Annotated in this window: 28 protein-coding genes; 10 read left to right on the top strand and 18 right to left on the bottom strand. The window is 70.8% G+C overall.

Annotated features, from left to right (window positions below; genetic code table 11):
• Positions 1–23: 23 nt before the first annotated feature.
• From AB0C26_RS17245 to AB0C26_RS17220, 6 genes are all read right to left on the bottom strand, one after another.
• Positions 24–821: a glycerophosphodiester phosphodiesterase family protein gene (locus tag AB0C26_RS17245; protein WP_360247795.1), complete on the bottom strand. Its 798-nt coding sequence runs from the start codon at positions 819–821 to the stop codon at positions 24–26.
• The gene (locus AB0C26_RS17240; protein ID WP_360247793.1) at positions 818–1,153 is read right to left on the bottom strand and encodes a rhodanese-like domain-containing protein; all 336 of its coding nucleotides are present in this window, start codon (positions 1,151–1,153) and stop codon (positions 818–820) included. Before AB0C26_RS17240 ends, AB0C26_RS17245 begins: the two co-directional genes overlap by 4 nt.
• Before the next feature lie 19 nt (positions 1,154–1,172).
• On the bottom strand, positions 1,173–2,384 hold the full coding sequence (locus AB0C26_RS17235; protein WP_360247791.1) for an LCP family protein: 1,212 nt from the start codon (positions 2,382–2,384) through the stop codon (positions 1,173–1,175).
• A 113-nt stretch (positions 2,385–2,497) separates the two neighbouring features.
• Complete coding sequence (locus AB0C26_RS17230; RefSeq protein WP_360247789.1) at positions 2,498–4,171, bottom strand: cation acetate symporter; 1,674 nt, start codon at positions 4,169–4,171, stop codon at positions 2,498–2,500.
• Positions 4,171–4,521 (bottom strand): DUF485 domain-containing protein, encoded by a 351-nt coding sequence (locus AB0C26_RS17225; protein WP_360247787.1) that lies wholly within the window; start codon positions 4,519–4,521, stop codon positions 4,171–4,173. Before AB0C26_RS17225 ends, AB0C26_RS17230 begins: the two co-directional genes overlap by 1 nt.
• A gap of 116 nt (positions 4,522–4,637) precedes the next feature.
• Positions 4,638–5,138 (bottom strand): flavin reductase family protein, encoded by a 501-nt coding sequence (locus AB0C26_RS17220; protein ID WP_360247785.1) that lies wholly within the window; start codon positions 5,136–5,138, stop codon positions 4,638–4,640.
• A 90-nt stretch (positions 5,139–5,228) separates the two neighbouring features.
• Here AB0C26_RS17220 and AB0C26_RS17215 point away from each other — a divergent pair, with 90 nt between their 5' ends.
• Positions 5,229–5,459, top strand: coding sequence for a hypothetical protein (locus AB0C26_RS17215; RefSeq protein WP_360247783.1), 231 nt, complete (start codon positions 5,229–5,231; stop codon positions 5,457–5,459).
• A 26-nt stretch (positions 5,460–5,485) separates the two neighbouring features.
• Positions 5,486–5,713: a hypothetical protein gene (locus AB0C26_RS17210; RefSeq protein ID WP_360247781.1), complete on the top strand. Its 228-nt coding sequence runs from the start codon at positions 5,486–5,488 to the stop codon at positions 5,711–5,713.
• Between the two features lies 1 nt (position 5,714).
• Here the strand turns inward: AB0C26_RS17210 and AB0C26_RS17205 are convergent, their stop codons facing one another.
• From AB0C26_RS17205 to AB0C26_RS17180, 6 genes are read right to left on the bottom strand one after another with little or no spacing between them, the layout of a single operon-like run.
• Positions 5,715–7,319, bottom strand: a complete 1,605-nt coding sequence (locus tag AB0C26_RS17205; protein WP_360247779.1) for an ABC transporter permease — start codon at positions 7,317–7,319, stop codon at positions 5,715–5,717.
• Entirely contained in the window at positions 7,310–8,092 is a 783-nt protein-coding gene (locus AB0C26_RS17200; RefSeq protein ID WP_360247778.1) for an ABC transporter ATP-binding protein, read from the bottom strand. Before AB0C26_RS17200 ends, AB0C26_RS17205 begins: the two co-directional genes overlap by 10 nt.
• Positions 8,093–8,110: 18 nt before the next feature.
• The gene (locus AB0C26_RS17195; protein WP_360247776.1) at positions 8,111–9,727 is read right to left on the bottom strand and encodes a cation acetate symporter; all 1,617 of its coding nucleotides are present in this window, start codon (positions 9,725–9,727) and stop codon (positions 8,111–8,113) included.
• Positions 9,724–10,110 carry a hypothetical protein gene (locus AB0C26_RS17190; RefSeq protein WP_360247774.1) on the bottom strand — a complete coding sequence of 129 codons (387 nt, stop codon included), beginning with the start codon at positions 10,108–10,110 and terminating at the stop codon, positions 9,724–9,726. The genes AB0C26_RS17195 and AB0C26_RS17190 overlap by 4 nt, the downstream gene beginning before the upstream one ends.
• A gap of 23 nt (positions 10,111–10,133) precedes the next feature.
• Positions 10,134–11,090 (bottom strand): ATP-binding protein, encoded by a 957-nt coding sequence (locus tag AB0C26_RS17185; protein WP_360248295.1) that lies wholly within the window; start codon positions 11,088–11,090, stop codon positions 10,134–10,136.
• Positions 11,091–11,134: 44 nt separating this feature from the next.
• Positions 11,135–11,851 carry a response regulator transcription factor gene (locus AB0C26_RS17180; RefSeq protein ID WP_360247772.1) on the bottom strand — a complete coding sequence of 239 codons (717 nt, stop codon included), beginning with the start codon at positions 11,849–11,851 and terminating at the stop codon, positions 11,135–11,137.
• 180 nt (positions 11,852–12,031) lie between these two features.
• Between AB0C26_RS17180 and AB0C26_RS17175 the strand changes: the two genes are divergently transcribed.
• The 3 genes from AB0C26_RS17175 to AB0C26_RS17165 all read left to right on the top strand — a co-directional run bounded on the left by AB0C26_RS17175 (position 12,032) and on the right by AB0C26_RS17165 (position 13,759).
• Positions 12,032–12,178, top strand: coding sequence for a hypothetical protein (locus tag AB0C26_RS17175; RefSeq protein ID WP_360247770.1), 147 nt, complete (start codon positions 12,032–12,034; stop codon positions 12,176–12,178).
• A complete protein-coding gene (locus tag AB0C26_RS17170; protein ID WP_360247768.1) occupies positions 12,175–12,669 on the top strand; it encodes a sigma-70 family RNA polymerase sigma factor in 495 nt (164 codons plus the stop codon). The genes AB0C26_RS17175 and AB0C26_RS17170 overlap by 4 nt, the downstream gene beginning before the upstream one ends.
• A 739-nt stretch (positions 12,670–13,408) precedes the next feature.
• The gene (locus AB0C26_RS17165; protein ID WP_360247766.1) at positions 13,409–13,759 is read left to right on the top strand and encodes a hypothetical protein; all 351 of its coding nucleotides are present in this window, start codon (positions 13,409–13,411) and stop codon (positions 13,757–13,759) included.
• Positions 13,760–14,066: 307 nt separating this feature from the next.
• Here AB0C26_RS17165 and AB0C26_RS17160 read toward each other — a convergent pair whose 3' ends face one another.
• Together AB0C26_RS17160 and AB0C26_RS17155 are read right to left on the bottom strand one after the other, a co-directional pair.
• Positions 14,067–14,810: a LytTR family DNA-binding domain-containing protein gene (locus tag AB0C26_RS17160; RefSeq protein WP_360247764.1), complete on the bottom strand. Its 744-nt coding sequence runs from the start codon at positions 14,808–14,810 to the stop codon at positions 14,067–14,069.
• Positions 14,807–16,003, bottom strand: a complete 1,197-nt coding sequence (locus AB0C26_RS17155; RefSeq protein ID WP_360247762.1) for a histidine kinase — start codon at positions 16,001–16,003, stop codon at positions 14,807–14,809. The genes AB0C26_RS17160 and AB0C26_RS17155 overlap by 4 nt, the downstream gene beginning before the upstream one ends.
• A gap of 143 nt (positions 16,004–16,146) precedes the next feature.
• On the opposite strand from AB0C26_RS17155, the gene AB0C26_RS17150 reads away from it, so the two are divergent.
• On the top strand, positions 16,147–16,998 hold the full coding sequence (locus AB0C26_RS17150; RefSeq protein ID WP_360247760.1) for an alpha/beta hydrolase: 852 nt from the start codon (positions 16,147–16,149) through the stop codon (positions 16,996–16,998).
• 27 nt (positions 16,999–17,025) lie between these two features.
• Here the strand turns inward: AB0C26_RS17150 and AB0C26_RS17145 are convergent, their stop codons facing one another.
• The gene (locus AB0C26_RS17145; protein ID WP_360247758.1) at positions 17,026–18,615 is read right to left on the bottom strand and encodes a sugar transferase; all 1,590 of its coding nucleotides are present in this window, start codon (positions 18,613–18,615) and stop codon (positions 17,026–17,028) included.
• A 171-nt stretch (positions 18,616–18,786) separates the two neighbouring features.
• Positions 18,787–19,647 carry a DNA-formamidopyrimidine glycosylase family protein gene (locus tag AB0C26_RS17140; protein ID WP_360247756.1) on the bottom strand — a complete coding sequence of 287 codons (861 nt, stop codon included), beginning with the start codon at positions 19,645–19,647 and terminating at the stop codon, positions 18,787–18,789.
• Between the two features lie 25 nt (positions 19,648–19,672).
• On the opposite strand from AB0C26_RS17140, the gene AB0C26_RS17135 reads away from it, so the two are divergent.
• The gene (locus AB0C26_RS17135; protein ID WP_360247754.1) at positions 19,673–20,845 is read left to right on the top strand and encodes a glycosyltransferase family 4 protein; all 1,173 of its coding nucleotides are present in this window, start codon (positions 19,673–19,675) and stop codon (positions 20,843–20,845) included.
• A gap of 30 nt (positions 20,846–20,875) precedes the next feature.
• Positions 20,876–22,381 (top strand): arylsulfotransferase family protein, encoded by a 1,506-nt coding sequence (locus AB0C26_RS17130; protein ID WP_360247752.1) that lies wholly within the window; start codon positions 20,876–20,878, stop codon positions 22,379–22,381.
• Here AB0C26_RS17130 and soxR read toward each other — a convergent pair.
• Complete coding sequence (gene soxR, locus AB0C26_RS17125) at positions 22,358–22,807, bottom strand: redox-sensitive transcriptional activator SoxR (protein ID WP_360247750.1); 450 nt, start codon at positions 22,805–22,807, stop codon at positions 22,358–22,360. The genes AB0C26_RS17130 and soxR overlap by 24 nt on opposite strands.
• 45 nt (positions 22,808–22,852) lie before the next feature.
• Here soxR and AB0C26_RS17120 point away from each other — a divergent pair, with 45 nt between their 5' ends.
• Together AB0C26_RS17120 and AB0C26_RS17115 are read left to right on the top strand one after the other, a co-directional pair.
• Positions 22,853–23,533, top strand: a complete 681-nt coding sequence (locus AB0C26_RS17120) for a transketolase (RefSeq protein ID WP_360247748.1) — start codon at positions 22,853–22,855, stop codon at positions 23,531–23,533.
• Positions 23,534–23,535: 2 nt separating this feature from the next.
• Entirely contained in the window at positions 23,536–24,399 is an 864-nt protein-coding gene (locus AB0C26_RS17115) for a transketolase (protein ID WP_360247746.1), read from the top strand.
• Positions 24,400–24,406: 7 nt separating this feature from the next.
• Here the strand turns inward: AB0C26_RS17115 and AB0C26_RS17110 are convergent, their stop codons facing one another.
• Positions 24,407–24,841 carry a hypothetical protein gene (locus AB0C26_RS17110; protein ID WP_360247744.1) on the bottom strand — a complete coding sequence of 145 codons (435 nt, stop codon included), beginning with the start codon at positions 24,839–24,841 and terminating at the stop codon, positions 24,407–24,409.
• Positions 24,842–24,864 lie beyond the last annotated feature (23 nt).

Below are 24,864 nucleotides of genomic sequence, written 5' to 3'. Positions count from 1 at the left end.
GCAGACCCCGTGGGTGTCGTGCGTCACATTTCGGCGAGGTGGTCGAGAACGAAGCGGGGCCGGTCGGTGATCACGCCGTCCACCCGGTGCTCGAGCACCAGGTCCAGTTCCGTCTTCTCGTTCACCGTCCAGACGTACGCCTGGTGGCCGGCGGCCCGGATCGCCGGGATCAGGCCGGGACGGGCCCGCACCAGCCCCACGCCCGGCCCCGCGATCCGCGCGCCGAACGGCAGCCGGCCCCGGGACACACCCACCCCCGGCGGCAGCAGCTCGACCAGATAGACCGTGGGGATCGTGGGCGCCTGGGCCCGGACGCGGCGCAGCGCCAGGGCCGCGAACGACATCACCGTCACTCGGACGGGGTCGTCGGGTCGCTGCTCGGCGAGCCCGTGCCGGCGCAGCATCTGCACGAGGCGCCGCTCGACCTCCGCGCCGTAGCGTGACGGGTGTTTGGTCTCGATGAGTAGCCGCACCTGCCGGCCGCTGTCACGCACCGCTTCCAGCAGCCGGTCGAGGGTCAGCAGCCGGGTGAGATCGGGCAGGGGTTCCTCGTCGCCCGGATATCCCGGGTGCCACGAGCCGAAGTCGAGCGAGTCGAGCTGGGCCAGGGTCTTGGTGCTGACCAGCCCGCGGCCGTTGCTGGTGCGGCCGAGCCGCCGGTCGTGCACGCAGACCAGGTGACCGTCGCGGGTGAGCCGGACATCGCACTCGAGCCCGTCCACACCGTCCTTCAGCGCCTGCATGTAGGCCCCGAGGGTGTGCTCGGGCAGCGCGTCACCGCCGCCACGGTGCGCGAAGACCAAAGGACGGTAGTCAGTCACAGGACGGCTGGTGGCTGACCGCTCTCATTGACAACCTCGCGGCCGGAAGCCTCCCAGGACTTCATGCCGCCGTCGAGGTTGCGCACGTTGTCCCAGCCGTTGCCCATCAGGTACGACACGACCTGGCCGGAGCGGCCGCCGGAACGGCACACCACCACGACCTCGACATCGGTCGGCACCTCGGCGACGCGGGCCGGGATCTCCATCATCGGGACGTGGTGGGCGCCGGGCGCGTGGCCCGCCGCCCACTCGTCGGGCTCACGAACATCGAGCAGGTAGGCGCCGTCCTCGACTTCGACGGCGGTCACGCTGGGCACTTGAGGTCCGAACACGGCCTCAAGGGTACGGGGGTCAGCCACCGGTGTTGGCGGTCGACCCCTTCTTCAGGTTGGCCGACATCCAGTCGCCCACCTTGTCGGCCGCGACCGCCTTGTAGAGGGCCAGCGCCTTCTCCCGGTCGGCGACCACCACGGACTGGCCGGAGATGGTGTCGGCGCCCTTGTTGGGGCTGGTGATGAAGGTGAGGTTGTCGCCGCGGACGCCGCGCAGCTCGGAGGCCATGTCGGTCAGCGAGAAGTTGTTGTCGACGGTGACGGCGGCGGTGACCGCCTTGAGGAACGAGTTGAGCTTGCCGGGGTTGGTGATCGTGCCCGAGCTCGTCGCCTTGTCCATCAGGGCCTTGAGGAATTCCTGCTGGTGCTGCATGCGGGCGAAGTCGCCGCGGGCGAACTGCTTGCGCTGGCGCACCCAGTCGAGCGCCTGCTCGCCGTTCATGTGCATCATGCCCTTTTTGAACACCCGGTGCGGTTTGTGGATCGACGTGATGGTCTGGTCGACCTTGAGGTCGACGCCGCCGAGCGCGTCGGTGACCTCCTTGAAACCGCCGAAGTCGATGGCCATGACGTGGTCGATCTTGACGTCGGTCATGCACTCCACGGTGTGCACCGCGCGGGGCAGGCCGCCGAAGGCGAACGCCGCGTTGATCTTGGCGCGGCTGCCGTCCGAGCACTGGGCGTCGTTGCTCTTGGGGATGGTGACCCACAGGTCACGCGGGATCGAGATGAGCTGGGCGCTCTTGTGGTCCTCGGGGACGTGCATGAGGATCAGCGTGTCGGCCCGCCACTTGCCGGCGCCGTCGTCCTTGGCGTCCGGGTCACGGGAGTCGCTGCCGACCAGCAGGATGTTCTGCGCGCCCTCGATCGCCTTGGCCGGGCGGTCGGTCGACAGGCCGGAGAAGGCGTCGGTGCGCTTGAGGTCCTTGTCGAGGCCGCGGGCGTAGCCGTACAGCGAGATGCCGCCGATGACCGCGATGATCAGCAGGGCGAGGCCGCCGAGCAGGGCGATGCGCTTCCAGCGGGGCCGGGGGCGGTTGCCGCGGTAGGAGTTGCCCCCACCGCTGCCGCCGGGTGGGCGGCCACCGCCGCCGCCACCGCCACTGTTGCCACGGGGCGGCCAGTCCTCTCCAGGCCCGGACGGGCGTGACGGACGTGCCGTGGCCCGGCCCGCGGGCGGAACTGAGGCTCTTCCCGACTGGTTGCCGTACGGAGAGGTGGGAGCAGACATGAAAGCTAGGTTACGGACCTCGCGCTCGTTCGCCTCGTCTTAACGGGCGACGCGGCACGAAGGGGGGAGAGGACGGCTCTCCCCCCTTCGGCCAACCGCAGGTCAGACGCGGGTCAGTGGGCCCCGTGTCCGGTCAGCGACCGGACCTCGAGCTCGGCGTACTTGTCGGCGTCGGACTCCTTCGAGATGACCGTGCCGATCCAGCCGGCCAGGAAGCCGGCCGGGATCGAGATGAGGCCGGGGTTGGACAGCGGGAACCAGTGCCAGTCGTGGTCGGGGAACATGGCCGTCGGCGAGCCGGAGACGACCGGCGAGAAGAAGACCAGGCCGACCGCCACGATCAGGCCGCCGTAGATCGACCACATGGCGCCGGAGGTGTTGAACCTCTTCCAGAACAGGCTGTAGAGGATCGCCGGCAGGTTGGCCGAGGCGGCCACCGCGAACGCCAGCGCCACCAGGAAGGCCACGTTCAGGCTCTGCGCGAAGATCGAGAGCGCGATCGCGACCGCGCCGATGCCCAGGGCCGAGATGCGGGCGACACGGACCTCGTCCCGCTCGGAGGCCTGACCCCGCTTGATCACGTTGGCGTAGAAGTCGTGGGCCAGGCTCGACGACGACGCCAGGGTCAGGCCGGCCACCACCGCGAGGATCGTGGCGAAGGCGACCGCCGCGATCACCGCCAGCAGGATGGCGCCGCCGGTGTCACCGCCGAAGTAGTCGATGCCCAGCGCCTGGGCCAGCTGCGGGGCGGCCGTGTTGCCGGCCTTGTCCTGGGCGGTGATGTTCTTGCCGCCGACCAGGGCCGCCGCGCCGAAGCCGAGGGCCAGGGTGAACAGGTAGAAGACGCCGATGATGCCGATCGCCCAGAGCACGCTCTTACGAGCGATCCGGCTGGTCGGCACGGTGTAGAACCGGGTCAGGATGTGCGGCAGGCCGGCCGTGCCGAGCACCAGGGCGATGCCGAGCGAGAGCAGGTCCATCTTGCTGTAGAAGGTGGCCGACGCGCTGGCCGACTCGACGCCGTAGCGCAGGCCCGGCTCGAGGAACGCGTCACCCTTGCCCGACTGGGCGGCGGCGTCGCCCAGCAGGTTCGACAGGTTGAACTTGTAGTGGGCCAGCACCAGGATCGTCATCAGCAGGGCGCCGGTCATCAGCATGAACGCCTTGACGATCTGGACGTACGTGGTGCCCTTCATGCCGCCGACCACGACGTAGACGATCATCAGAGCGCCGACCAGGATGATCGTGGCGACCTTGGCCGTGTCCGCGTCCATGCCGAGGAAGGTGGTACCCGGCTTGATGCCGAGCAGCAGCGAGACGAGCGCGCCGGCGCCGACCATCTGGGCGATCAGGTAGAAGATCGACACGACGATGGTGGAGACGCTGGCCGCGGTGCGCACCGGGCGCTGGCGCATCCGGAACGCCAGCACGTCGGCCATCGTGTACCGGCCCGCGTTGCGCAGGTACTCGGCGACCAGCAGCAGCGCGACCAGCCAGGCGACCAGGAAGCCGATCGAGTAGAGGAAGCCGTCGTAGCCGTAGAGCGCGATCAGGCCGGCGATGCCCAGGAAGGACGCCGCCGACATGTAGTCGCCGCCGATCGCCATGCCGTTCTGGAAGCCGGAGAACTGGCGGCCGCCGGCGTAGAAGTCGGTGGCCGTCTTGGTCTGCCGGCTGGCCCAGATCGTGATGCCCAGGGTGATCGCGACGAAGACCAGGAAGAGCGTGATGGTGAGCCCGCGCGAGGAGGAGGCGGTGGCCTCGGCGGCGAGGAGGTGCGATTCCATCAGGCGTCGGTCCCCTTCTTCTCGCCGCTCTCGATCTCGTCGTAGATCTGCTTGGCCAGCGGGTCGATCTTCTGGGCCGCGTAGCGCGAGTAGTACCAGGCGATCAGGAACGTGGAGAGGAACTGGAGCAGGCCGAAGACCAGCGCCACGTTGATGTTTCCGACGATCTTGGTGCTCATGAAACCGCGGGCGTACGCGGAGAGCAGGACGTATAGGGCGTACCAGAGGAAGAACGCGGCCGTCATCGGGAAGACGAAGCTGCGGACGATGTGGCGCAGCCTTCCGAACTCCTCGGACTGCTGCACGGCCACGTACCTCTCGGCGGAGGTCGAGGGCACTTCGGTAGTCACCGGGTTTCACCACCTTCGGTGGGGCGGACTTTCCGGCAACGTACGGAAGTTGCGGGCGAGTCACCGGCACCCGGTCGGCTGTTGCGCCGAGTGGCCGTCTGACTGCGCCCAGCGGGTCACAGCTCCCGGTAACGCCCTCGATAGTGGATCAGCGGACCGGCCGGGGAATCGACGGTGATCGTCTCGATCACGGCCTCTACCAGCAGTGCCCAGCCGCATTCCCGTGAGGACTCCAGGCGGCAGCCGGCCCAGGTGCCGTGGTCGGCGGGCACCGGCCCGTACTCGGTGTCGATCCACTCGTCGGCCGCGAAGAGGCCACCGGGCGCGGGCATGAGCCCGGCGAACCGGTCGGCCACCTGCCGGTCGGCCGGGGTCAACGGGATCACCGTGAACCGGCGGCTGGTCTCCACCGCGTCCCAGAAGTCGCTCTCGTCGTCGATGAGCCCGAGAACCCGGCCCGGGTCGCCGTCGGCGATCAGCGTCGAGGAGACCGTGAGCCCGGCCGGGCCGGGCGTGGTCCAGAGGGTGACGGGGCTGGCCAGCCGGCCCCGCAGGCGCCGGACCGCCGACTTCTCCTCGTCGGGGGTGGCGAAGGGATCGGTCGAGTGAATCGTCACGCTGACCATTCTGGCTTTGCTTACAGAAGGTGCACGACCCTATCGGTCAACATTGATCAACTACTATCTTCCTACGGGAGGAGGTCGCCCGTGCATCAGCAAGTGCAGTTGCACCCGGGAGAGGTGCTGCACGTCGGCGCCGACGCGAGCGTGCAGTTCGAGGGCGCCCGGGCTCTGACCTTCCGGCTGATTCGGGTCGACACGCGCAGCACGTACGACGGCTGGCTCTGGCTCGAGGGATACGTGCTCGGGCCGACCGGGGCGGCGCTGCAACGCCGCCGCATCTTCGTACGCCGTGAGGGTCTTCGCCCTGCTCTCTGAGAAGTTCCTGGATGTAACGTGTGCCAATGGATGAGGCGTTGCCTCGGCCCGGCGAGGTCGTCTATGTGGGCGGGGCGGCCAGCGTCCAGTTCCAGGGCGAGCGGGCGCTCACCTTCCGGGTGATCCGCGTCGACCCCCGGCTCACCTACAACGGCTGGCTCTGGATCGACGGCTACGTGCTCGGGCCGACCGGCGAGGCGGTCGAGCGACGGGTGATCTTCGTGCGGCAGGAGGGCCTGGTCAAGCGGCGCTGAGTCACCGGCCGGGCGTGACCGCGGCGAGCACTTCGGGCATGCGTCTGTCCAACCTGTCACCGGCGATGCCCGAGCCGATCAGGTAGGCGGCGCAGCCGTACGCGATGCCGACCGGCAGGCCGAGCCACAGCCAGACGTCGCCCAGGAAGAAGCCGACGACCTGCAACGGCGCCGAGACCACCACGGTGGCCACCATCGCGCCCAGGGTGAGCAGCCCTTTGGCCACCCCGCCGCCCGAGGAGACCGCGAACGGGCTGGTCGTCTCGGGCAGCGCGTAGGCCGCGACCACCGAGACCGGCAGCACCACGCCGAGCCCCACCCCGTACGCCGCGACGAGCCCGCCGAACTGCGCGGCGATCGCCTCGGGCCGCCCGCTCACCAGCGCCACGACGACCGCCACGATCACCAGCAGCGGCACCGTGAACAGGGCGTGGGCCGCGGCCCGCGAGTGGATCTCGGTGCGGCCCGGCACGCCCGCGGTCATGTTCGCCGCGTACGCGCTGCCCTCGTAGCCGAACTGGTTGGCCAGCGCGACAGCGGCCAGCGCGCCCACGAACAGCGCCATCGGCCCCGGCGACCCACCGCTCATCGAGATCGAGACCGGCAGGAAGAGGCCGACCACGGTGAAGGTGATCAGCGAGGCGCGCCGCCGGGTCTCCCGCATCCAGTAGCGGACCTCGCGTGCGACGAGCGCGCCGAACCGGGTCGCGGGCAGCCGCCCGGCCAGCAGGCGGCCGACCGGTGACCGGGTGTCGGTGGCGGCGCCGCCACGGCCACCGGCGGCGGCGCCGAGCATGGCCCGTTCCAGGGTCGCGCTCCACCACCAGAGCAGGCCGACGAGGGCGGCCACGACGATCAAGAGCTTGAGGGGTACGGCCCACGCGCGCCCCGCGGCCACGTCCAGGCCCACCGAGTACGGCGCGCCGAGCGGCGTCCACCCGGCGACGTCGGCCACCGTGCCGAACGCCGCCCAGTCGGCCCGCTCCAGACCGGCCAGCACGGCGAGCTGGAGCGGCCCGAGCAGCGCGGCCGTCACGGCGAGCAGGATCACGGCCAGGTCGCGCGAGCGCCGCGACCGCAGGCCGGTGGCGAAGGCGCTGGTCACGGCCCGGCTCACCGCCACGCAGAGCAGCAGGCCGACGACGATCCCGGCGAGTTGCGTCAGGGCCGCGGCGGTACCGCCGAGCTGGGCCGCCGTGCTGACCGTGCCGGCCGTCGCGACCAGAGTGGCCAGCGTCGGCAGGCCGACCAACGCGGCGGCGAACAGGCCGGTGATCAGGGCGCGGCGGCGCAGCGGGAAGAGCGCGAAGCGGGCCGGGTCGAGCGACTCGTCGACGCCGAAGAAGACCAGGGGCAGCACGACCCAGCCGAGGACCAGCGCCGCCCCGCCGAGCGGCAGCAGCGTGGCCGCCGCCTGGTCGTCGCCGAGAACGCCGGGCACGGCGAAGATCGCGTAGCCGGCGACCGCGAAGATGCCGGAGAGCAGCAGGCCGGTGAGGAAGAGCGCGACGCGCCCGGGCCGGCCGCGCAGCCCGTTGGCGATGAGCCGCAGCTTGAGCCGGACGAAGGTCAAGGAAGATCCGGAGGGCGCCGCGGTCAGAGCCACGCCAGCTCCGAGCCGGTGGCCACGCGGGCGCCGACCACCTGGACGAAGACGTCCTCGAGGGAGCGGTCACCGCGTACCGCGTCGAGGGTTCCGTGCATGCGCAGCACGCCGTCGGAGAGGATCGCGACGTGCGAGCAGAGCCGCTCGACGACCTCCATGACGTGACTCGAGAAGATCACCGTGCCGCCGCCGGCCACGTACCGCTGGAGGATGTCCCTGATCCGCGCGGCCGAGACCGGGTCGACCGCCTCGAACGGCTCGTCGAGCACCAGCAGCCGCGGCGCGTGCAGCAGCGCGCAGGCCAGGCCGATCTTCTTGCGCATGCCGGCCGAGTAATCGACCACCATCGTCTTGTTCGACACACCGAGCTCGAGCACATCGAGCAGCTCGCGGGCCCGCTGGTCGACGGTCGCGGCGTCCATCCCGCGCAGCAGCCCGTGATAGGCGAGCAGTTCGGCGCCGGTGAGCCGGTCGAACAGGCGCACCCCATCCGGGAGGACGCCGAGCCGGGCCTTGGCCGCGGCCGGGTCGGCCCACACGTCGTACCCCAGAAGGAAAGCCTGACCCGCGTCGGGCCGCAGGAGACCGACGGCCATCGAGAGGGTCGTGGTCTTGCCGGCGCCGTTCGGGCCGAGCAGACCGTAGAACGAGCCGGCCGGCACGTCGAGGCTGACGCCGGAGACGGCGAGCTTGGTATCGAAACGTTTGACCAGACCGCGCAGCGACATCGCCGCCGGCGGTTCTGCCCCTGAGCGTTGCGCCGGCACGGTCATGGTTTCGAAGTTAGCAGGTCAGGACACCCGCAACGACTCCGGCGCGTGCAGCCGGAGCATGGTCGCCCCGACATCCGGTGGCACCCGGCGCCCGGTCAGCAGGGAACCGGTGACCATGACGAAGAAGGCCAGCGGCACGGTCCAGGCGGCGGGCTCGCCGATGAACTCGGCGGACCAGCCGTGCAGCGGCGGCCCGAGCACGGTGATCAGGACGGCCGCCATCGAGGCGCCGCCGCCGATCAGGATGCCGGCGATCGCGCCGACGTCGGTCAGCCGGCGCCACCAGATGCCGAGCACCAGCAACGGGCAGAAGCTGGACGCCGCGACCGCGAAGGCCAGGCCCACGACCCGTGAGACGTCCATGTTGGAGACGTAGAGCGACAACAGCACGGGTACGACGGCCGCGAGCACCGTGGCCAGGCGGAAGTCGCGCACCGAACCGCCGCGCCCGGCGTGCAGGACGTCGGTGAAGACCACCCCGGCCACGCTGGTCAGCAGGCCGGACGAGGTGGAGAGGAAGGCGGCGAGCGCGCCCGCGGTGACCAGCGCGGCCAGGAGGCGGCCGAGATGACCGCCGCCGAGCGCGGCCTCGGGCAGCAGGAGCACCACGGCGTCGGTGCGGCCGGTCATCAGGAGCTGTGGTGTGTAGATGCGCCCGAGGACGCCGTACAAAGTCGGCAATAAATAGAAGAGCCCCACGAGACCCAGCACGACCAGGGTGGTCCGCCGGGCGGAGGCGCCGTCGGGATTCGTGTAGAACCGCACGAGCACGTGGGGCAGGCCCATGGTGCCGAGAAAAGTGGCCAGGATCAGCGAGTAGGTGGCGAAGAGGGTGCTGTCGCCGCCGGGCAGAAGCCAATCCGCGCCGAACTGACTGTCGACCGTGCTGACATGCGGAACCTCGTCACCGGCGTCGTAGCGGAGAGTCTGTCCTTTTTGTACGGCGAGGCCGTCGACCACCGCATCCTGTTCCATGGTGACCGTCGTCGCGGCCGGAAAGACGGTCGGAGTGACCGCGGGACGGCCGTCCGACTGCCACTGGAGCACCAGGAAGATCACCGGGACGGCGAGCGCGGTCAGCTTCAGCCAGTACTGGAAGGCCTGGACGAAGGTGATCGCCCGCATGCCGCCGAGGGCCACGTTCGCGGTCACCACCACGCCGACCAGCAGGGCGCCCCAGGCGTACGAACCGCCGGTGACCGTGGTGAAGGTCAGCCCGGCGCCCTGCAACTGCGGCACCAGGTAGAGGCAGCCGATGAAGACGACGAAGACGCTGGCCAGCCGGCGCAGGGTCAGCGAGCCGAGCCGTACCTGGCAGAAATCGGGCAGGGTGAACGCGCCCGACCGTCGCAGCGGCGCGGCCACGAACAACAGCAGGGCCAGATAGCCCGCGGCGAAACCGACCGGGTACCAGAGCACGTCGACGCCGTACCGCAGCACCAGGCCGGCGACGCCCAGGAAGGACGCCGCCGACAGGTATTCGCCGCTGATCGCGGCCGCGTTCCAGGCCGGGCTCACCGAGCGCGAGGCGACCAGGAAGTCGGAGGTCGTGCGGGCGAAGCGCAGGCCGTAGACGCCGATGCCGACGGTCACCAGCACCACGACCACCAGGGAGGGCACGACGTACGGGTTCACCGCTCGGGCCTGCGGATCACGGCGATGAAGTCCTGCTCGTTGCGCTCGGCCCAGCGCACGTACGCCCAGCCCACCACCAGCAGGAACGGGAACGCGGCGACACCGAGCAGCAGCCACGGCAGATGCACGCCGAAGAGCTTGAACTCGGCGACCCCGGGCGCGGCCACGAACAGCAGCGGCAACGCACCGAGGGCGATCACCACCACCAGCGCCAGCCGCAACGCGAGGGCCAGTTGGGCCCGCATCAGGCCCTTGACCAGAGCCTCACCCACGGGAGTCTGTTCCGCGAGGTCGGTGCGGGTCAGGTCGGCGGGGCGGCTGCGGGCCGCGACTTCCCCGAGCACGACCCTCGTACGCCGGGGGGTGTCGTCCGCGGGGGTCATGTCCGGAGTCTGTCCGCCCCGGATCAAAGTGGCAAGGTGACCTGGATGTGGCAGCCCGGGCGGCCCCGCTCGGGGTCGACCACGGCGATCGTGCCGCTGTGCATCTGCACCACCCAGCGGGCGATGGCCAGGCCGAGCCCGGTGCCGCCGCCGGCCGCCCGCTCGCCCCGGGTGAACCGCTCGAAGACCCGGTCGCGCTCGTTCGGCGGGATGCCCTCGCCCTCGTCGGCGACCGAGACCAGCAGGTGGTCGCCGCGGCGCTCGGCGCGCACCTCCACGGTGCCGCCGGGCGGGCTGTGCCGGGCCGCGTTGTCGACCAGGTTGGCGAAGACCTGGTGCAGCCGCTGCCGGTCGCCCGGCACGACGATCCCGGGCGACGTGACCTCGAAGAGCACGTCGCGCCCGGCGCCGGCCGCGTTGACCTCGGCCTCGCGCACCACGTCGTGCAGGAAGGACGGCACGTCGATCGGATGGCTGGCCAGCGGCGTCACCCCGGCGTCGACCCGGGACAGGTCGAGCAGCTCGGTGACCAGGCGGCCCAGCCGCTCGGTCTGCGCGAGCGCGGTCCGCATCATGGCCGGGTCGGCCTCGGCCACCCCGTCGACGATGTTCTCCAGCAGGCCCTGGAGGGCCGTGATCGGCGTACGCAATTCGTGCGAGACGTTCGCGATCAGCTCGCGCCGCTGCCGATCGGCCGCGCCCAGGTCGGCCGCCATCTGGTTGAACGCGGTGGCCAGCTCGCCCACCTCGTCGGCCGAGGTGGCGCGGACCCGGCGGCCGTAGTCGCCCTGGGCCATGGCCCGGACCGCCGCCGTCATCTCCCGCAGCGGCGACGTCATGCCCCGGGCCAGGAACTGCACGATGATCACGCCGATGACCGTGGCGGTGACGCCGGTCCAGATCGGGAACCAGCCGAGCCAGAGGTAGAACCAGGCCAGGCCGCTGAAGCCACCGGCGAACAGCACCATGATGATCTTCATCTTGATCGACCGGACCGGATCGAGCGGCCGGGGCAGCCTCAACTTCACCGCTCGACCTCGAGCGCATAACCCACACCGTGGACCGTACGGATCAGGTCGGAGCCGAGCTTGCGGCGCAGGCCCTTGATGTGGCTGTCGACAGTTCTCGTGCCGGAGGCGTCGGCCCAGCCCCAGACGTCGGCCAGCAGTCGCTCGCGGGGAAGGACCGTGCGGGGGTGCGCGGCCAGGTGGACCAGCAGGTCGAATTCGGTCGGCGTGAGGTGGGCCTCGACGCCGGCCCGGGTCACCCGGCGCTCGGCCTGGTTGATCTCGAGATCGCCGAACTTGATCGATGTCGGCTTGCCGGCCCTCGCCGCCCCCGCCCCCTTCTCCGCCTTCGCCGCCTCCGTCTTTGTCGCCCGACGCAGCAGCGCGTGCACCCGGGCGGCCAGTTCGCGCATCGAGAACGGCTTGACCATGTAGTCGTCGGCGCCGACGGCGAGGCCGACGAGCAGGTCGGTCTCGTCGTCGCGGGCGGTCAGCATGAGGATCGGCACCGGGCGCTCGGCCTGGACGCGCCGGCACACCTCGAGGCCGTCGAAGCCCGGCAGCATCACGTCGAGCACCATCGCGTCGGGTGGCGTCCGCCGAGCGGCCGCCACCGCCGACGGGCCGTCGCCGGCGAGCTCGACCGTGAAGCCCTCGGCTCGCAGCCGGGCCGCGACGGCCTCGGCGATCGTCTTGTCGTCCTCGACGACCAGGACCCGTCGCTGCGTCTCCACGGACCCACCTTCTCTCGTCGTGGCGACCGGTGCGCCCCCGTGACCCACCGGCCGAACGGCGGTGAGCTTATTGATCACCCGTGCGGGCCGGGCGGTGATGTTGTGAACAACCTGTGGAGACATTTTCGCCGCTCCCAGCGTTTCCCCCATAACCGTATATAAACGGTAAAGGGGGAACAGTTGGACATCATCGATCCGTTGGTCGGCGCGCTGGTCGCGCAGGTCATCAACTGGATGGTGGCGGAACTGCCCGGCCTGCGCATCCGCCACTTCGACCTCCGCATCACCTGGCGGTCCAGCCGGTCATCCTCGGACGACGCGCCATGATGACCTTCGACGCGTTCTACCGGGGGCACTTCCGGTGGCTCTTCGTGCGGATGAGGGCCGAAGGGCTCGGCGAACAGGACGCCGGGGACGTCGCCCAGGAGGCCATGCTGCGGCTGTACCGGCAATGGTCCGAACTGGACCGGTCGTCGGAGCCGGCCCTGAAGACGTACGTGCTGACCACGGCGAAGAGGATCCGCATCGACCGGGTCCGGCACGCCGTACGGCAGCGGACCGGCCTGTCCGCGATGGCGCCGCTGATGCGGGTCGCCGAGGAGGACGCGTACGGCGGAACCGAGGCGCTGGACGTGCTGCGAGTCCTCGACGGGCCGTCGCGCGAGGTGATGTCGCTGCTGTACGACGGGCTGCGCATCGGGGAGATCGCCGTCCTGCTGGGGCGTAACCCCTCGACCGTTCGATCACAGCTGCAGAAAGCCCGAGAGACCCTGCGGCCCTTGTTGGCCCTTCGAAAGGAGATGGATCATGGCCGATGAGGTGCTGACGCCCGACGAGCGTGACCTGTTCCGGCGGGCGGAGGCGGAGGCGCTGGCCGGGCTGTCGTTCGACCTGGAGGCGGGCCTGGCCGACGTGCGAAGCCGTTCGGCGGTTGCGGTGCCCCGGCCGCGCGGCGGAGCCGGGCCGGGAATGCGGGCGCGGATGGGGGTGGTGGTGGGGGTGGTGATGGCGGCATTCGGGGTGACGTACGGCTTCCAGCAGGCAACCACGGGGGCGATGGTGTTCTCCGGGCCGCTGCCGACGACGCCGGGCTCTGCGTCCTCGCTGCCCTTCCCGCCCGCCTCGGCGTCCACGTCCGTGCCGCCCGGGCCCGGTGCGGGGCCGTCGGGGTCCGTGCCGTCGCGGTCCCAGGCGTTCGGGTCCTCCGGGTCGTCTGGACCTTCATCCGCCGCTTCCGTTCCGGGACGCGCGGACGGTTCGGCGGCCGGCCCGGGGGCGGCGCCACCTGCGGGCGGCTCAGCCGCATCGCTGCCTGCGGCTGGTCACCACTCGACGCCTGATGCCGGCTCCACTCCGCCGCCTGGGGCCGGGGCTGCTCGGCCGCCTGGTGCGGGGGGCGCTCGGCCGCCTGGTGCTGGGGGCGCTCCGTCGCCTGGGGCCGGGGCCGCTCCGCCGCCTGGTGCTGGGTCCGGCCCGCCGCCTGGTGCCGGGTCCGGCTCGTCTGCGCCGCCTTCGGTGGCTGGTTTTCGGGTGCGCTATCCGGCGACCGTGGTCACCGTGCCGATCGGCGATACCGGATCGCGGAGCCTGGCCCTGGACGAGCCGAAGGTGGTCGACGACGGCCCGGTGCGGATCACCGCCTCCCCCGGCACCGGCGACTCGATCCTGAACAGCGGCGCCGGGGTGCTGGCGGCGATGATCCCGGCCGCCGAGGTGACGCCGGGCGACTGCGCCCAGGCTGTCGAGGACGCCCCGGGGGCCCAGCTGCTCCTGCGGGAGGACCGCACGTACTGCCTCATGACCGCCGGCTCCGGGCCGCGGCAAACGCTGGTTCGCCTGAACGTCGAGCGGCCTCAGCAGCCGGGGGAGCTGCAGTTGCGGATCAAGGCTTGGGTGACTGTTGGGTGATCCGTCCCCAGTCCCCCACCCGGGGAGCTCGGTGGCGATGTCGACCTGGTCGCAGGTCTCGCGGATTGAGCAGTTCGGTCCTGACCCGGCCGTGGTCGAACAGGGCCGATCCGCTCGGTTAGCCAGGCGTCCCGCCAGGCCCGGCCGAGGGCAGACGACGGCAAGCAGCCCGATAGGTGCTGGACGCGATCGGCCCACCCCGCAGCGGCCAGATCCGGCGGACCGGCTCGGAGCCTGTGGATAACTCTGTGGACAAGGGTGTGTGGCTGTGGATAACTGTGTGGATTGGGTGGGGAGCGGGCTGTGGTCAGCGCTGCCAGTCGTGCTTGGCGGCGCGGATCAGGCGGTCCTTGAGCTCGCGGGTGTGGCGGCGGCTGACGGGGAGTTCCACGCCGTCGACGTTCACCACGTAGCCGGACGGGGTCAGGCGTAGCTCGGCGATCAGGCGGATCTGCACCAGGAAAGATCTGTGGATGCGGACGAAACCGGCGTCGGCCCAGCGCTCGGCCAACGTGGCCAGGGAGACGCGGACCAGGTGGGAAGCGTCCGCGGTGTGCAGGCGAGCGTAGTCGCCCTGGGCCTCGACCCAGCGGACCGAACTCCTCGGCAGCATGCGGGTGGTGCCGGCCAGCTCGACGGGGATGGCCGGCTCGTCGGTGGGCTGGGTGGGGGTCGCGGCGGGAACCGTACGCAGGCCGGCCACGCGGCGCAGGGACTCGCCCAGGCGTTCGGCGCGGACCGGTTTGCGGACGTAGTCGGTGACGCCCAGGTCGAAGGCGTCCACGGCGCCGTCGTCATAGGCGGTGACGAAGACGATCGCGGGCGGGCGGGCGAAGCGGCGCAGAATGCGGGCCAGCTCCATGCCGTCCAGGCCGGGCATGCGGATGTCCAGGAACACCGCGTCGACCTCGGTGTCGCGCAGCACGCGCAGCGCCTCGGTGGCGTCGCCGGCGCGGTGGACGTGCGCCACCCGGCCGTCGGCGTTGAGCAGGTAGGCCAGCTCGTCGAGGGCGGGCGGCTCGTCGTCGACGGCCAGTACGACAAGGCTCACGCTCGTACTCCCGGGTGGAACTTCGGCACTCGCATGCTCACCTTCGTCCCGGCGCCGGGCGCGGTCTCCACGACCAGGCCGAAGTGGTCGCCGAAGACCGAGCGCAGACGCTCGTCCACATTTGCCAGGCCCACGTGCTGCCCGTCGTCGGTCTCGGGCCCGCCCGCCGCGAAGACCTCCGGATCCATGCCGACGCCGTCGTCCTCGACCGTGATGTGACATTCGGCACCGGCGTCCCGTGCTTCGATGCTCACCATACCGACGCCCGGCTTACGGGACAGACCGTGGCGGACGGCGTTCTCGACGAGCGGCTGAAGGCAGAGGAAGGGCAGGCCGACGGGGAGGACTTCGGGGGCGATCTGGAGTCGTACCTGAAGCCGGTCGCCGAACCGGGCCCGCTCGATGGTCAGATAGCGGTCGATGGAGCGCAACTCCTCGGCGAGGGTGGTGAAGTCGCCGTGGGCCCGGAACGAGTACCGGGTGAACTCGGCGAACTCGAGGATCAGCTCGCGGGCGCGTTCGGGGTCGGTGCGGACGAATGAGGCGATGGCGGTCAGCGCGTTGTAGATGAAGTGCGGGCTGATCTGGGCTCGCAGCGCCCGCACCTCGGCCCGGGCCAGCCGCTCGCGGGACGATTCGAGCTCGGCCAGGGCGATCTGCGTGGCCGCCCAGCGGGCGGTTTCCAGGGTCGCCTGTACGAGGCCGGGCGCGGGATGGTCGTCGGCCACCGCGACGAGGGCGGCCGCGGCCCGGCCGTCGGGGCCGGAGAGTGGGGCGACCACGGCGCCGCGCACCACGCAGTCGACGCGGTCGCAGGGCAGGTCGGCGGCGGCGAGGATGACCGAGCGGTGGGTGTCGAGGGCGCGGGTGGCGGCGGCGGTGAACTGTTCGGAGTGGTGGCCGCCGCGGCCGTCGAAGGCGAGGCAGCGGTCGCCGTCGGCGATGGTCAGCCCGGCCGCGCCGACGAGGGCGCGCAGGTGGCGGGCGGCCTTGCCGGCCGACGTGGGGCTGAGGCCGCCGCGCAGCGGTTCGGCGGCGAGGGCGGCGGTGTGCAGGACGTCGTAGGTGGCCCGCTGCATGGCGGTGGCGATGCCGCGGCGGGCCCGAAGCCGGACAACGGCGAGGACGGCGGCGGCCAGGGCGGCCAGTACGGCGACGACCGCGAGCACGCTTCCGACCTGAGCCACGAGCAAGATATTGACGGCTACCGCCGTGGGCGTCCACTTTCATACCGTGTTGGCAGGGTGCCAATTGGGATTACCGGCTAGTAACTGTGCGATCAACAATTGACCCACATCGATACATGTGCGACACCCCACACCCCAGGGAGTGCTCCATGAAGAGACTCGCGCTGATCGCCGCGGTCGCCGTCGCCTTCGCCGTCCCAGCCGCACCCGCGCAAGCCGCGGCCAACCCCTACGAGCGTGGTCCGGCCCCCACCAACGCCAGCATCGAGGCGAGCCGCGGATCGTTCGCCATCGCCCAGGTCACCGTGGCCCGCTCGTCGGTCAGCGGGTTCGGCGGCGGCACGATCTACTACCCCACCAGCACCGCGTCGGGCACCTTCGGAGCGGTCGCGATCTCGCCCGGGTTCACCGCCTCGCAGTCCAGCGTCTCCTGGCTCGGGCCGCGGCTCGCCTCACAGGGCTTCGTGGTGATCACCATCGACACCAACAGCACTCTCGACCAGCCCGACAGCCGGGGCACCCAGTTGCTGGCCGCGCTCGACTACCTGACCGGTCAGAGCTCGGTCCGCACCCGGATCGACGCCACCCGGCTCGGCGTCATGGGCCACTCGATGGGTGGCGGCGGCAGCCTGTCGGCCTCGCGCACCCGGCCGTCGCTGCAGGCGGCCGTCCCGCTGACCCCCTGGCACGGCACCAAGAGCTGGAGCACCGACCGGGTACCGACGATGATCATCGGTGCCGAGAACGACACGGTGGCGCCGGTCAGCTCGCACTCCGAGCCGTTCTACACGAGCATGACGTCCGCGCCGGACAAGGCGTACCTGGAGCTCAACAACGCCAGCCACTCGGCGCCGACCTCGGCCAATGTGACAGTCGCGAAGTACTCGATCTCGTGGCTCAAGCGTTTCATCGACAACGACACCCGCTACGACCAGTTCCTGTGCCCGGCACCCTCCGGATCCGCGATCCAGGAGTACCGGGACACCTGCCCGCATAGCTGAGCTGGCTGGCTCCGCTTCGCTCCGCGGTCAGTACGCACCCTTGCGCCGCAAGACGACCCAGATCGTGCGCCAGAGGATGCTGAGGTCGTACGTCAGGGACCAGTTGTCGACGTAGTACAGGTCCAGGCGTACGGCCTCGTCCCACGAAAGATCCGAGCGGCCGGAGACCTGCCACAGGCCGGTGATTCCCGGCCGGACCAGCAGGCGGCGGCGGACGTCGCCCAAGTAGTCGCCGTCGTCGGCCGGCAGCGGGCGCGGGCCGACCAGCGACATCTCGCCCTTCAGCACGTTGATCAGCTGGGGCAGCTCGTCGAGCGAGGTGGCCCGCAGCTTGGCGCCGAAGGCGAAGATCCGGGGGTCGTTCTTCATCTTGAAGAGCATGCCGTCGGACTCGTTGAGCTCTTCCAGCGTGCGCTTGCGCTCTTCCGCGTCGACGTACATCGTGCGGAATTTCCAGACCCGGAACGTGCGGCCCTCGTGGCCGACGCGGGGCTGCCGGAAGAAGACCGGGCCCGGGTCGGAGAGCTTGATGCCGATCGCGATGAGCAGCAGGATCGGGCTCAGCAGGAGCAGGCCGATGCCGGCGGCGACCCGGTCGAGCAGGTTCTTGATCAGCCAGCCGGGGCCGGAGAGGGTCGGCTCCTCGACGTGCAGCAGCGGCAGGCCCTCGATCGGGCGGATGTGCACCCGGGGGCCGGCGATGTCGGTGAGCTGCGGCGCGACCACCAGGTCGACGCCGGTGCCCTCGAGCTGCCAGGCCAGTCGGCGCAGCTCGCCGGGCTCGGCGCTGGCCGAACCGCAGACCGCGATGGTGTCGGCGCCGACCTCGCGGACCAGCGAGAGCACGTCGCGGGCGGCGTAGACCGGCACCGGGGTCTCTATGCCGCGGGCGGCGGCGTAACCGTCGGTGATGTGGATGGCGACCGGGATCAGGCCGGCGGCCGGGCTGCGGGTGACCGCCGTGTAGACCTCGAGCGCCTCGGGCAGCGTGCCGACCAGCACCATCCGGTGGGCGCCGTGACCGGTGCGCCGGCGGGCGAAGTGCAGCACCTGGCGGGCCAGGACCCGGTCGAGCAGCAGGAACAGCACCGCGCTGAGCGAGACCAGGGCGACCGTGCCACGCGAGAGCTGGGTCTTGGTGGCGAAGGCGAGCAGCGACACGCAGGCCACCACGGTGACCGAGGTGCGGACGATGCGTTTGAACTCTTCGCTGCCCAAGCCCAGGTAGCGGCGGTCGTACGTGCCGTTGGCCCAGAGCAGGATCAGCCACCCGAGGGGCAGCACGAGGTAGGCGAAGAAGTAGAAGAGCTCGGCGCCGTGCAGGAACCCGAGCGACCGCTCCTGGAAGCCGGATTTCGCCTTCTCGAGGTACGTCGCGGCGAGGTAGCTCGCCGACAACACCGCGAGAAGATCGAGAAAGACCAGGACCGCCGTGTACGGCCGGTGCCAGCGGGACAGGCGCTTGTGCTGCCGGGTCCAGGCCGATCGGGGTACGCCGTTGCTCGGCGGCGGCTCCTGCTGCCACTCGAAGCTGTCGTACGGCACGGGTCTGCTCCGGCTGCTGTCGGTAACTGGGCGATGCAGGCTAGCGGTCACTTCGCCTACGTCCTCCCGCATCCGGAAAAGATTACGCACCGCCACGGAATTCGAGGGCAGCCGCGACTCCGGGGCCCGCTCGAACGTGTGACGGTTACGTTGGACCGGGCCACTATACCGATGGATCGGGCGGAGAGAAGCGGACGTTCAGGCCGCTTTCCCACTCCTGTACGCAGGGTGACCGTTGCGGCGCTAACGGATCAACTTGGACAGGCGTCGGTCGGCGAGTGGCTTTCCTCCGGTCTGGCAGGTCGCACAGTACTGGAGGCTCTTGTCGGCGAACGACACCTCCCGCACCGTGTCGCCGCAGACGGGGCAGGGCAGGCCGGTACGGGCGTGCACCCGCATGCCGGCCCGTTTCTCGCCCTTGAGCTCGGCCGCTTTCTGCCCGACCGAGCGGGCGACGGCGTCGGTCTCGACCTCACGCATCGCCGCGTACAGCGTGTCGATCTGCTCGTCGGTCAGCTTGCCGGTGAGCGCGAACGGCGACATCTTGGCCACGTGCAGGATCTCGTCGGAGTAGGCATTGCCGATGCCGGCCAGCACCTCCTGGTCGACGAGCACTCCCTTGACCTGGCCGTTACGGCCGCGGAGGCGTTCGGCGAACTCGTCGCGCGACACGGCGAGCGCGTCGGGGCCGAGCCGCGACACGCCGGGCACCTCGGCCGGGTCGCGCACCAGGTAGGCCGCGAGCGACTTCTGGGTGCCGGCCTCGGTCAGGTCGAAGCCGGAACCGTCGTCGAGGCGCACCCGGATCGCGATGGGCCCGCTGCCGGGCTTGAGCGGCGCCGGCGACTTGAAGGCGTCGCGGTAGTGCAACCAGCCGGCGCGGGCCAGATGGATCACCAGATGAATGTCGGGCCCCAGCCCGATGTCGAGGAACTTGCCGTGCCGGCCGGCGGAGGTGATCTCCAGGCCGTTGACGGCGGTGGCGGGCGGGTCGTACGTCTTCAGGGCGCTGAACGACGAGACCTCGAAGCGCTGCACGGTGTGGCCGACCGCGCGCTCACGCAGATAGGCCGCGAGCGCCTCGACCTCAGGAAGTTCGGGCACAGGGTCAACGGTAGCGTTTCCGAGCGTGAAGGTCGTCGTTGCGCACAACCGGTATCGAGAAGCGATGCCGTCCGGTGAGAACGTCATCGTGGACACCGAGATCGCCCAGCTCCGCGCGGCGGGGGCCGAGGTGATCCCGTTTCAGCGCAGCTCCGACTCGATCGGCGAGCTGCCGCTGGCCGAGAAGGCGCTGCTGCCGCTCTCGCCGATCTACGGGCGGTCGGCTCAGCGGGATCTGTCCCAGCTCCTCGAGGCGGAACGGCCGGATGTGCTTCATCTGCACAACCCGTACCCGCTGCTGTCGCCCTGGGTCGTCCGGACCGCGCACAAGCACGGGGTGCCGGTGGTGCAGACCGTGCACAACTACCGGCAGGTGTGCTCCTCCGGCCTGTACTTCCGCGACGGGCACAACTGCCAGGACTGCCGGGGCAAACTGATCGGCTGGCCGGCGGTGCAGCACAAGTGCTACCGGGGCTCGGCCGCGCAGAGCGCGCTGATGGCGACCACGCTCGCCGTGCACCGGCCGACGTGGCGCTCGGTCGACCGGTTCATCGCGCTCACCGACCGGATCGCCGCCCACCTGCGCGACTACGGCATCCCGGACGAGCACATCGTGATCAAGCCGAACGGCCTGCCCGATCCGGGCGAGCCCGAGCCGCTGGGCGAGGGGTTCCTGTACGGGGCCCGGCTCTCCCCCGAGAAGGGCCTGGGCCTGCTGCTGGACGCGTGGCAGCGGCATCCGGACGGCTCGCTCGGCACGCTGCGCATCGCCGGCGACGGCGAGCTGCGGCCGCTGGCCGAACGGGTCTCCCAGGAGCGGAAGGATGTCGAATATCTCGGCATCCTCGACAAAGCGGGCATGGAGGCGGCTCGCCGCGCGTCGGCCGTGGTGGTGCACACCCCGACGTGGAACGACACGCTGCCCACGGTGCTTCTCGAGGCGCTGTCGGCGGGCCGGCCGGCGCTCGGCACGGCGGTGGGTGGCATTCCGTACATCATCGGCGAGACCGGCTGGGTCGTGCCGCCGGAGCCGGAGGCGATCGCCGCCACCCTGCCGCTGGCCCGCGACGAGGCGCCGGCCCGGGCCCGGGCGGCCCGCGAGCGCTACCTGCGGCACTTCCACCCGGACGTGCTCACCGCCCGGCTCCTGGAGATCTACGCCGGACTCTCAGCGAACTCCGAGCGCTCACCGAGGTAGGAAAGGTCGCCGACCGGGAAGGCTCGGTCGGTGACAACCCGGAGGAACCTTCTGCTCGGCGTGGGCGCGGCCGCGCTCACCGGAGTCGCCGGCGGTGGCTTCGGCTACGCGCTCGGCACGCCCGCGACGACGTCCGAGCCGGAGCCGGCGGCCGGGCCGGCGGCGACATTCGCTTCCCGGCCCGACTTCCAGAAGATCGCCGACGTCACGATCACGACGCCGGCGTCCGGGACGGCGCCGGGGAACATCCTGCTCAGTCCGGCCTCCGGCACCAGCCTGTGGGGTCCGCTGATGGTCGACGAGGCCGGCTCGCCGGTCTGGTTCCGGCAGACGCCGCCGCCGGCCACCGTGTCGATCGACTTCAAGGTGCAGCAGTACCGGAAGCAGCCGGTGCTGACCTGGTGGGAGGGCACGATCGGCGGCACCGGCGGGCAGGGGGTCGGCCAGGGTGAGTTCGTGGTGGCCGACCGGTCGTACCGGGAGATCACCCGGATCCGGGCGGCCGGCACCGAGCAGGCCGACCAGCACGACCTGGTCATCACGCCCCGGGACACGGCCCTCTTCTGGGTGTACGACCCGGTGGCGTACGACCTGACGCCGGTCGGTGGGCCGAAGGACGGGGTGCTGCACGACGGCGTGCTCCAGGAGATCGACATCGCGACCGGCCGGAAGCTCTTCGAGTGGCGCTCCAGCGACCACGTCGGCGTGGCCGAGTCGTACGCACCGCTGCCCCAGGGCGACTCGGCCCACCTGCCCTACGACTACTTCCACGCGAACTCGGTGGGCCTGGCCGCCGACGGCGATCTGATCATCTCGGCCCGGCACACCTGGGCCGTCTACAAGATCGACCGGAGGACCGGCGCCGTCCGCTGGCGGCTCGGCGGCAAGAAATCCGACATCGCCGTCGACGAGCGGACCAGTTTCGCCTGGCAGCACGACTTCCGGCAGCGGCGGGACGGCTCGTGGAGCGTCTTCGACAACGGGGCCGGGGTGACCAAGGTCCGCGACTACTCGCGCGGCGTGGTGTTCACAGTGGACGAAAAGGCCCGGAGGGCGACCTTCGTGGCCGAATATCTGCACCCCGACCGGATCTCGGCCCCCACGCAGGGCAGCTTCCGCGAGCTGGCCGACGGCGGCTCGTTCATCGGGTGGGGTCAGATGCCGCATTTCACCGAGCACGCCGCGGACGGCTCGGTGCGGTTCGCCGGCCACATTCCGCTCGACAACCAGTCGTACCGCGCCTACAAGGCCGAATGGACGGCCGAGCCGCTGGACCGTCCGGCTCTCGGACTGCGTGTCGACGGCGGCGCCGTGACGGTGTCGGCGAGCTGGAACGGCGCCACCGCGGTCGCGACGTGGCGGGCGCGCTGGGGCGCCCAGCCGGACGTCCTCACCGGCGGCACCATCGAGGCGCCCCGCTCCGGCTTCGAGACCACCCTGAAGATCCCGGGTACGCCGGAGTACGTGGTGGCCGAGGCCCTGGACGACAGGGGCGCCGTCCTGGGCGCCTCCTCAGCTGTCCCGGTCCGCGTCTGACAGCAGCACGCGCGGGCCGCTTCCGTCCGAGGCCAGGCGGTCGCCGGGGTTGATGAGCTTGCAGCGGTGCAGGGAGAGGCACCCGCAGCCGATGCAGCCCGACAACTGGTCGCGCAGGCGTTCCATCAGGGCGATCTTCTCGTCCAGGCGGTGACGCCAGTGTGCGGACAGCTTGGCCCAGTCCGCTTTGGTCGGCGTCCGGTTCTCCGGCAGGTCGGCCAGGGCCGTTCTGATCTCGTCGAGCGAGACGCCGACCTGCTGGGCGATGCGGATGAAGGCCACGCGCCGCAACTCGGAGCGGTCGTACCGGCGCTGGTTGCCGCCGGTGCGGGTGGAGCGGATCAGGCCCTCCCGCTCGTAGTAGCGCAGAGCCGAGGGCGTCACGCCGCTGCGCACCGCGAAGTCGCCTATGGTCAGGGTCTCCATGAGGGTCCTTGAGTTGAAGTGAACTTCAACTTGCAGCCTATCCTCATGACAGTCACCGCGATGCACACCGACCGGCTCCGTCCGCTGTTGCGGCGGCTGACCGGCGACGAGAAACACGCGCCGAGTGCCCACTCGACGCTGGACGTTCTCTGGGTCCTCTACGACCGCGTCCTGAACGTCACCCCGGAGACCGCCGACGATCCCGGCCGTGACCGGTTCCTGCTCTCCAAGGGGCACGGGCCGGCCGCCTACTACGCCGTGCTGGCGGCCAAGGGCTTCATCCCGGAATCGGCCCTCGACGACCTCGGCGGGTGGGACAGCCCGCTCGGCCATCATCCCGACCGCGTCCGGATTCCGGGCGTGGAGGTCGGCACCGGCTCGCTCGGGCACGGTCTGGGCCTGGCCGTCGGTACCGTGCTCGGCCTGCGGGCGCAGGGCTTCCCGGACACGCGCACCTTCGTGCTGGTCGGTGACGCCGAACTGGACGAGGGCTCCAATCACGAGGCCATCGCGTACGCCGGTGCGACCCGGCTGCCGCTGACCGCCATCGTGATCGACAACCAGTCGGCCACCCACGGCTGGCCGGGCGGGATCGCCGCCCGGTTCGTCGGCTGGGACGTCGCGATCGTCGACGGGCACGACCACGCGGCGTTGGAGTGCGCCCTTCGCCAGACGCACGACCGCCCGAACCTGGTCATCGCGACCGTCGAGAAGAAGGGGAGCTGACGATGCGGCAGACGTTCATCGACACCACCACCCGGCTGCTGGCCGACGATCCGCGTACCGCGCTGGTGCTGGCCGACATCTCGGCCGAGCCCTTCGACCCGGCGAAGCGCCGGCACCCCGACCGCGTGATCAACGTCGGCATCCGGGAGCAGCTGATGACCGGCGTCGCGGGTGGGCTGGCGCTCACCGGGATGCGGCCCTACGTGCACTCGTACGCCCCGTTCCTGATCGACCGGGCGTACGAGCAAGTGAAATTGGATCTTGGTCATCAAGATGTGGGCGCGGTGCTGGTCAGCATCGGCGGCTCCTACGACGCGGCCGCCGAGGGCTACACACATCAGTCGCCGGGCGACGTGGCGCTGCTGGACACGCTCGACGGCTGGACCGTGCACGTGCCGGGGCACCGCGACGAGGTGCCGCTGATGCTGCGCGACGCGGCCCGGCACGACGACCGGGTGTACGTCCGGCTCGGCGTCCAGGAGAACCGGCAGGCGCACGCCGGGCCTCACCTGCGGGTGATCACCCGGGGCGGCCCGCTGGTCGTGGCGGTCGGGCCGATGCTCGATCCGGTCCTGGAGGCGACCCGCGACCTGGACGTCACAGTCGCCTACACGAACACGCCGCGCCCGCTCGACGCCGACGGCCTGCGCGCCCTCACCGAGCACGAAGTGATCATGGTGGAGCCCTACCTGGCCGGCACCTCGGCCGCGGCGGTCAGCGCGGCCCTGACGGGCCTGCCGCATCGCGCTCTGCATCTGGGGGTGGGCAAGGCGGAGGTACGCCGGTACGGCACCTGGCGTGACCACGCGCGGGCGCACGGCCTGGACGCCGCCGGCCTGCGCGCCTCGATCAGCGCGTTCCTCTAGGCCGGCCTTACGCCGCGATCGCGCGCGGCCGGAAGACGTTCTGCAGCAGTTTGTCGAAGTGGATGACGGCTTTCGGGTGAGCCAGACGCATCCGGAACTGCTCGCGGACCCCGTCCACGGCCGTCGCCGTGACGTCCATGGTGGACCGGGCCGGGTCCGGGCGCCACGAAACATTGCTCAAATGCCGCAAATTGGTGTTGAGATGAAGCCGCAGCCGATGCAGCACCTTCGTCTCCTGGGTCACCACCAGGCGGCGATAGGTCAGCACCATCATGAACTCGCCGGCCAGCGGCGCGTCCGGGCGCAGACATCGGCTGACCAGCACGGTCTTCTCGTCCGGCTCGATGCAGCGGCGGAAGATGGGCATGTGCCGGCTCACGGTCGGGATGGCGACACCGGCCTCGGCGGCGGCGGGGAGGAACGTACGGGAGAAGACGTCCATACGGCGTTCAACGGTGCCGGCGC

Source organism: Actinoplanes sp. NPDC048796 (assembly GCF_040650035.1).
Taxonomy (GTDB): domain Bacteria; phylum Actinomycetota; class Actinomycetes; order Mycobacteriales; family Micromonosporaceae; genus Actinoplanes.
Note: the sequence above shows the minus strand (reverse complement) of the source record. Positions and strands in the feature narration are given on the sequence as shown.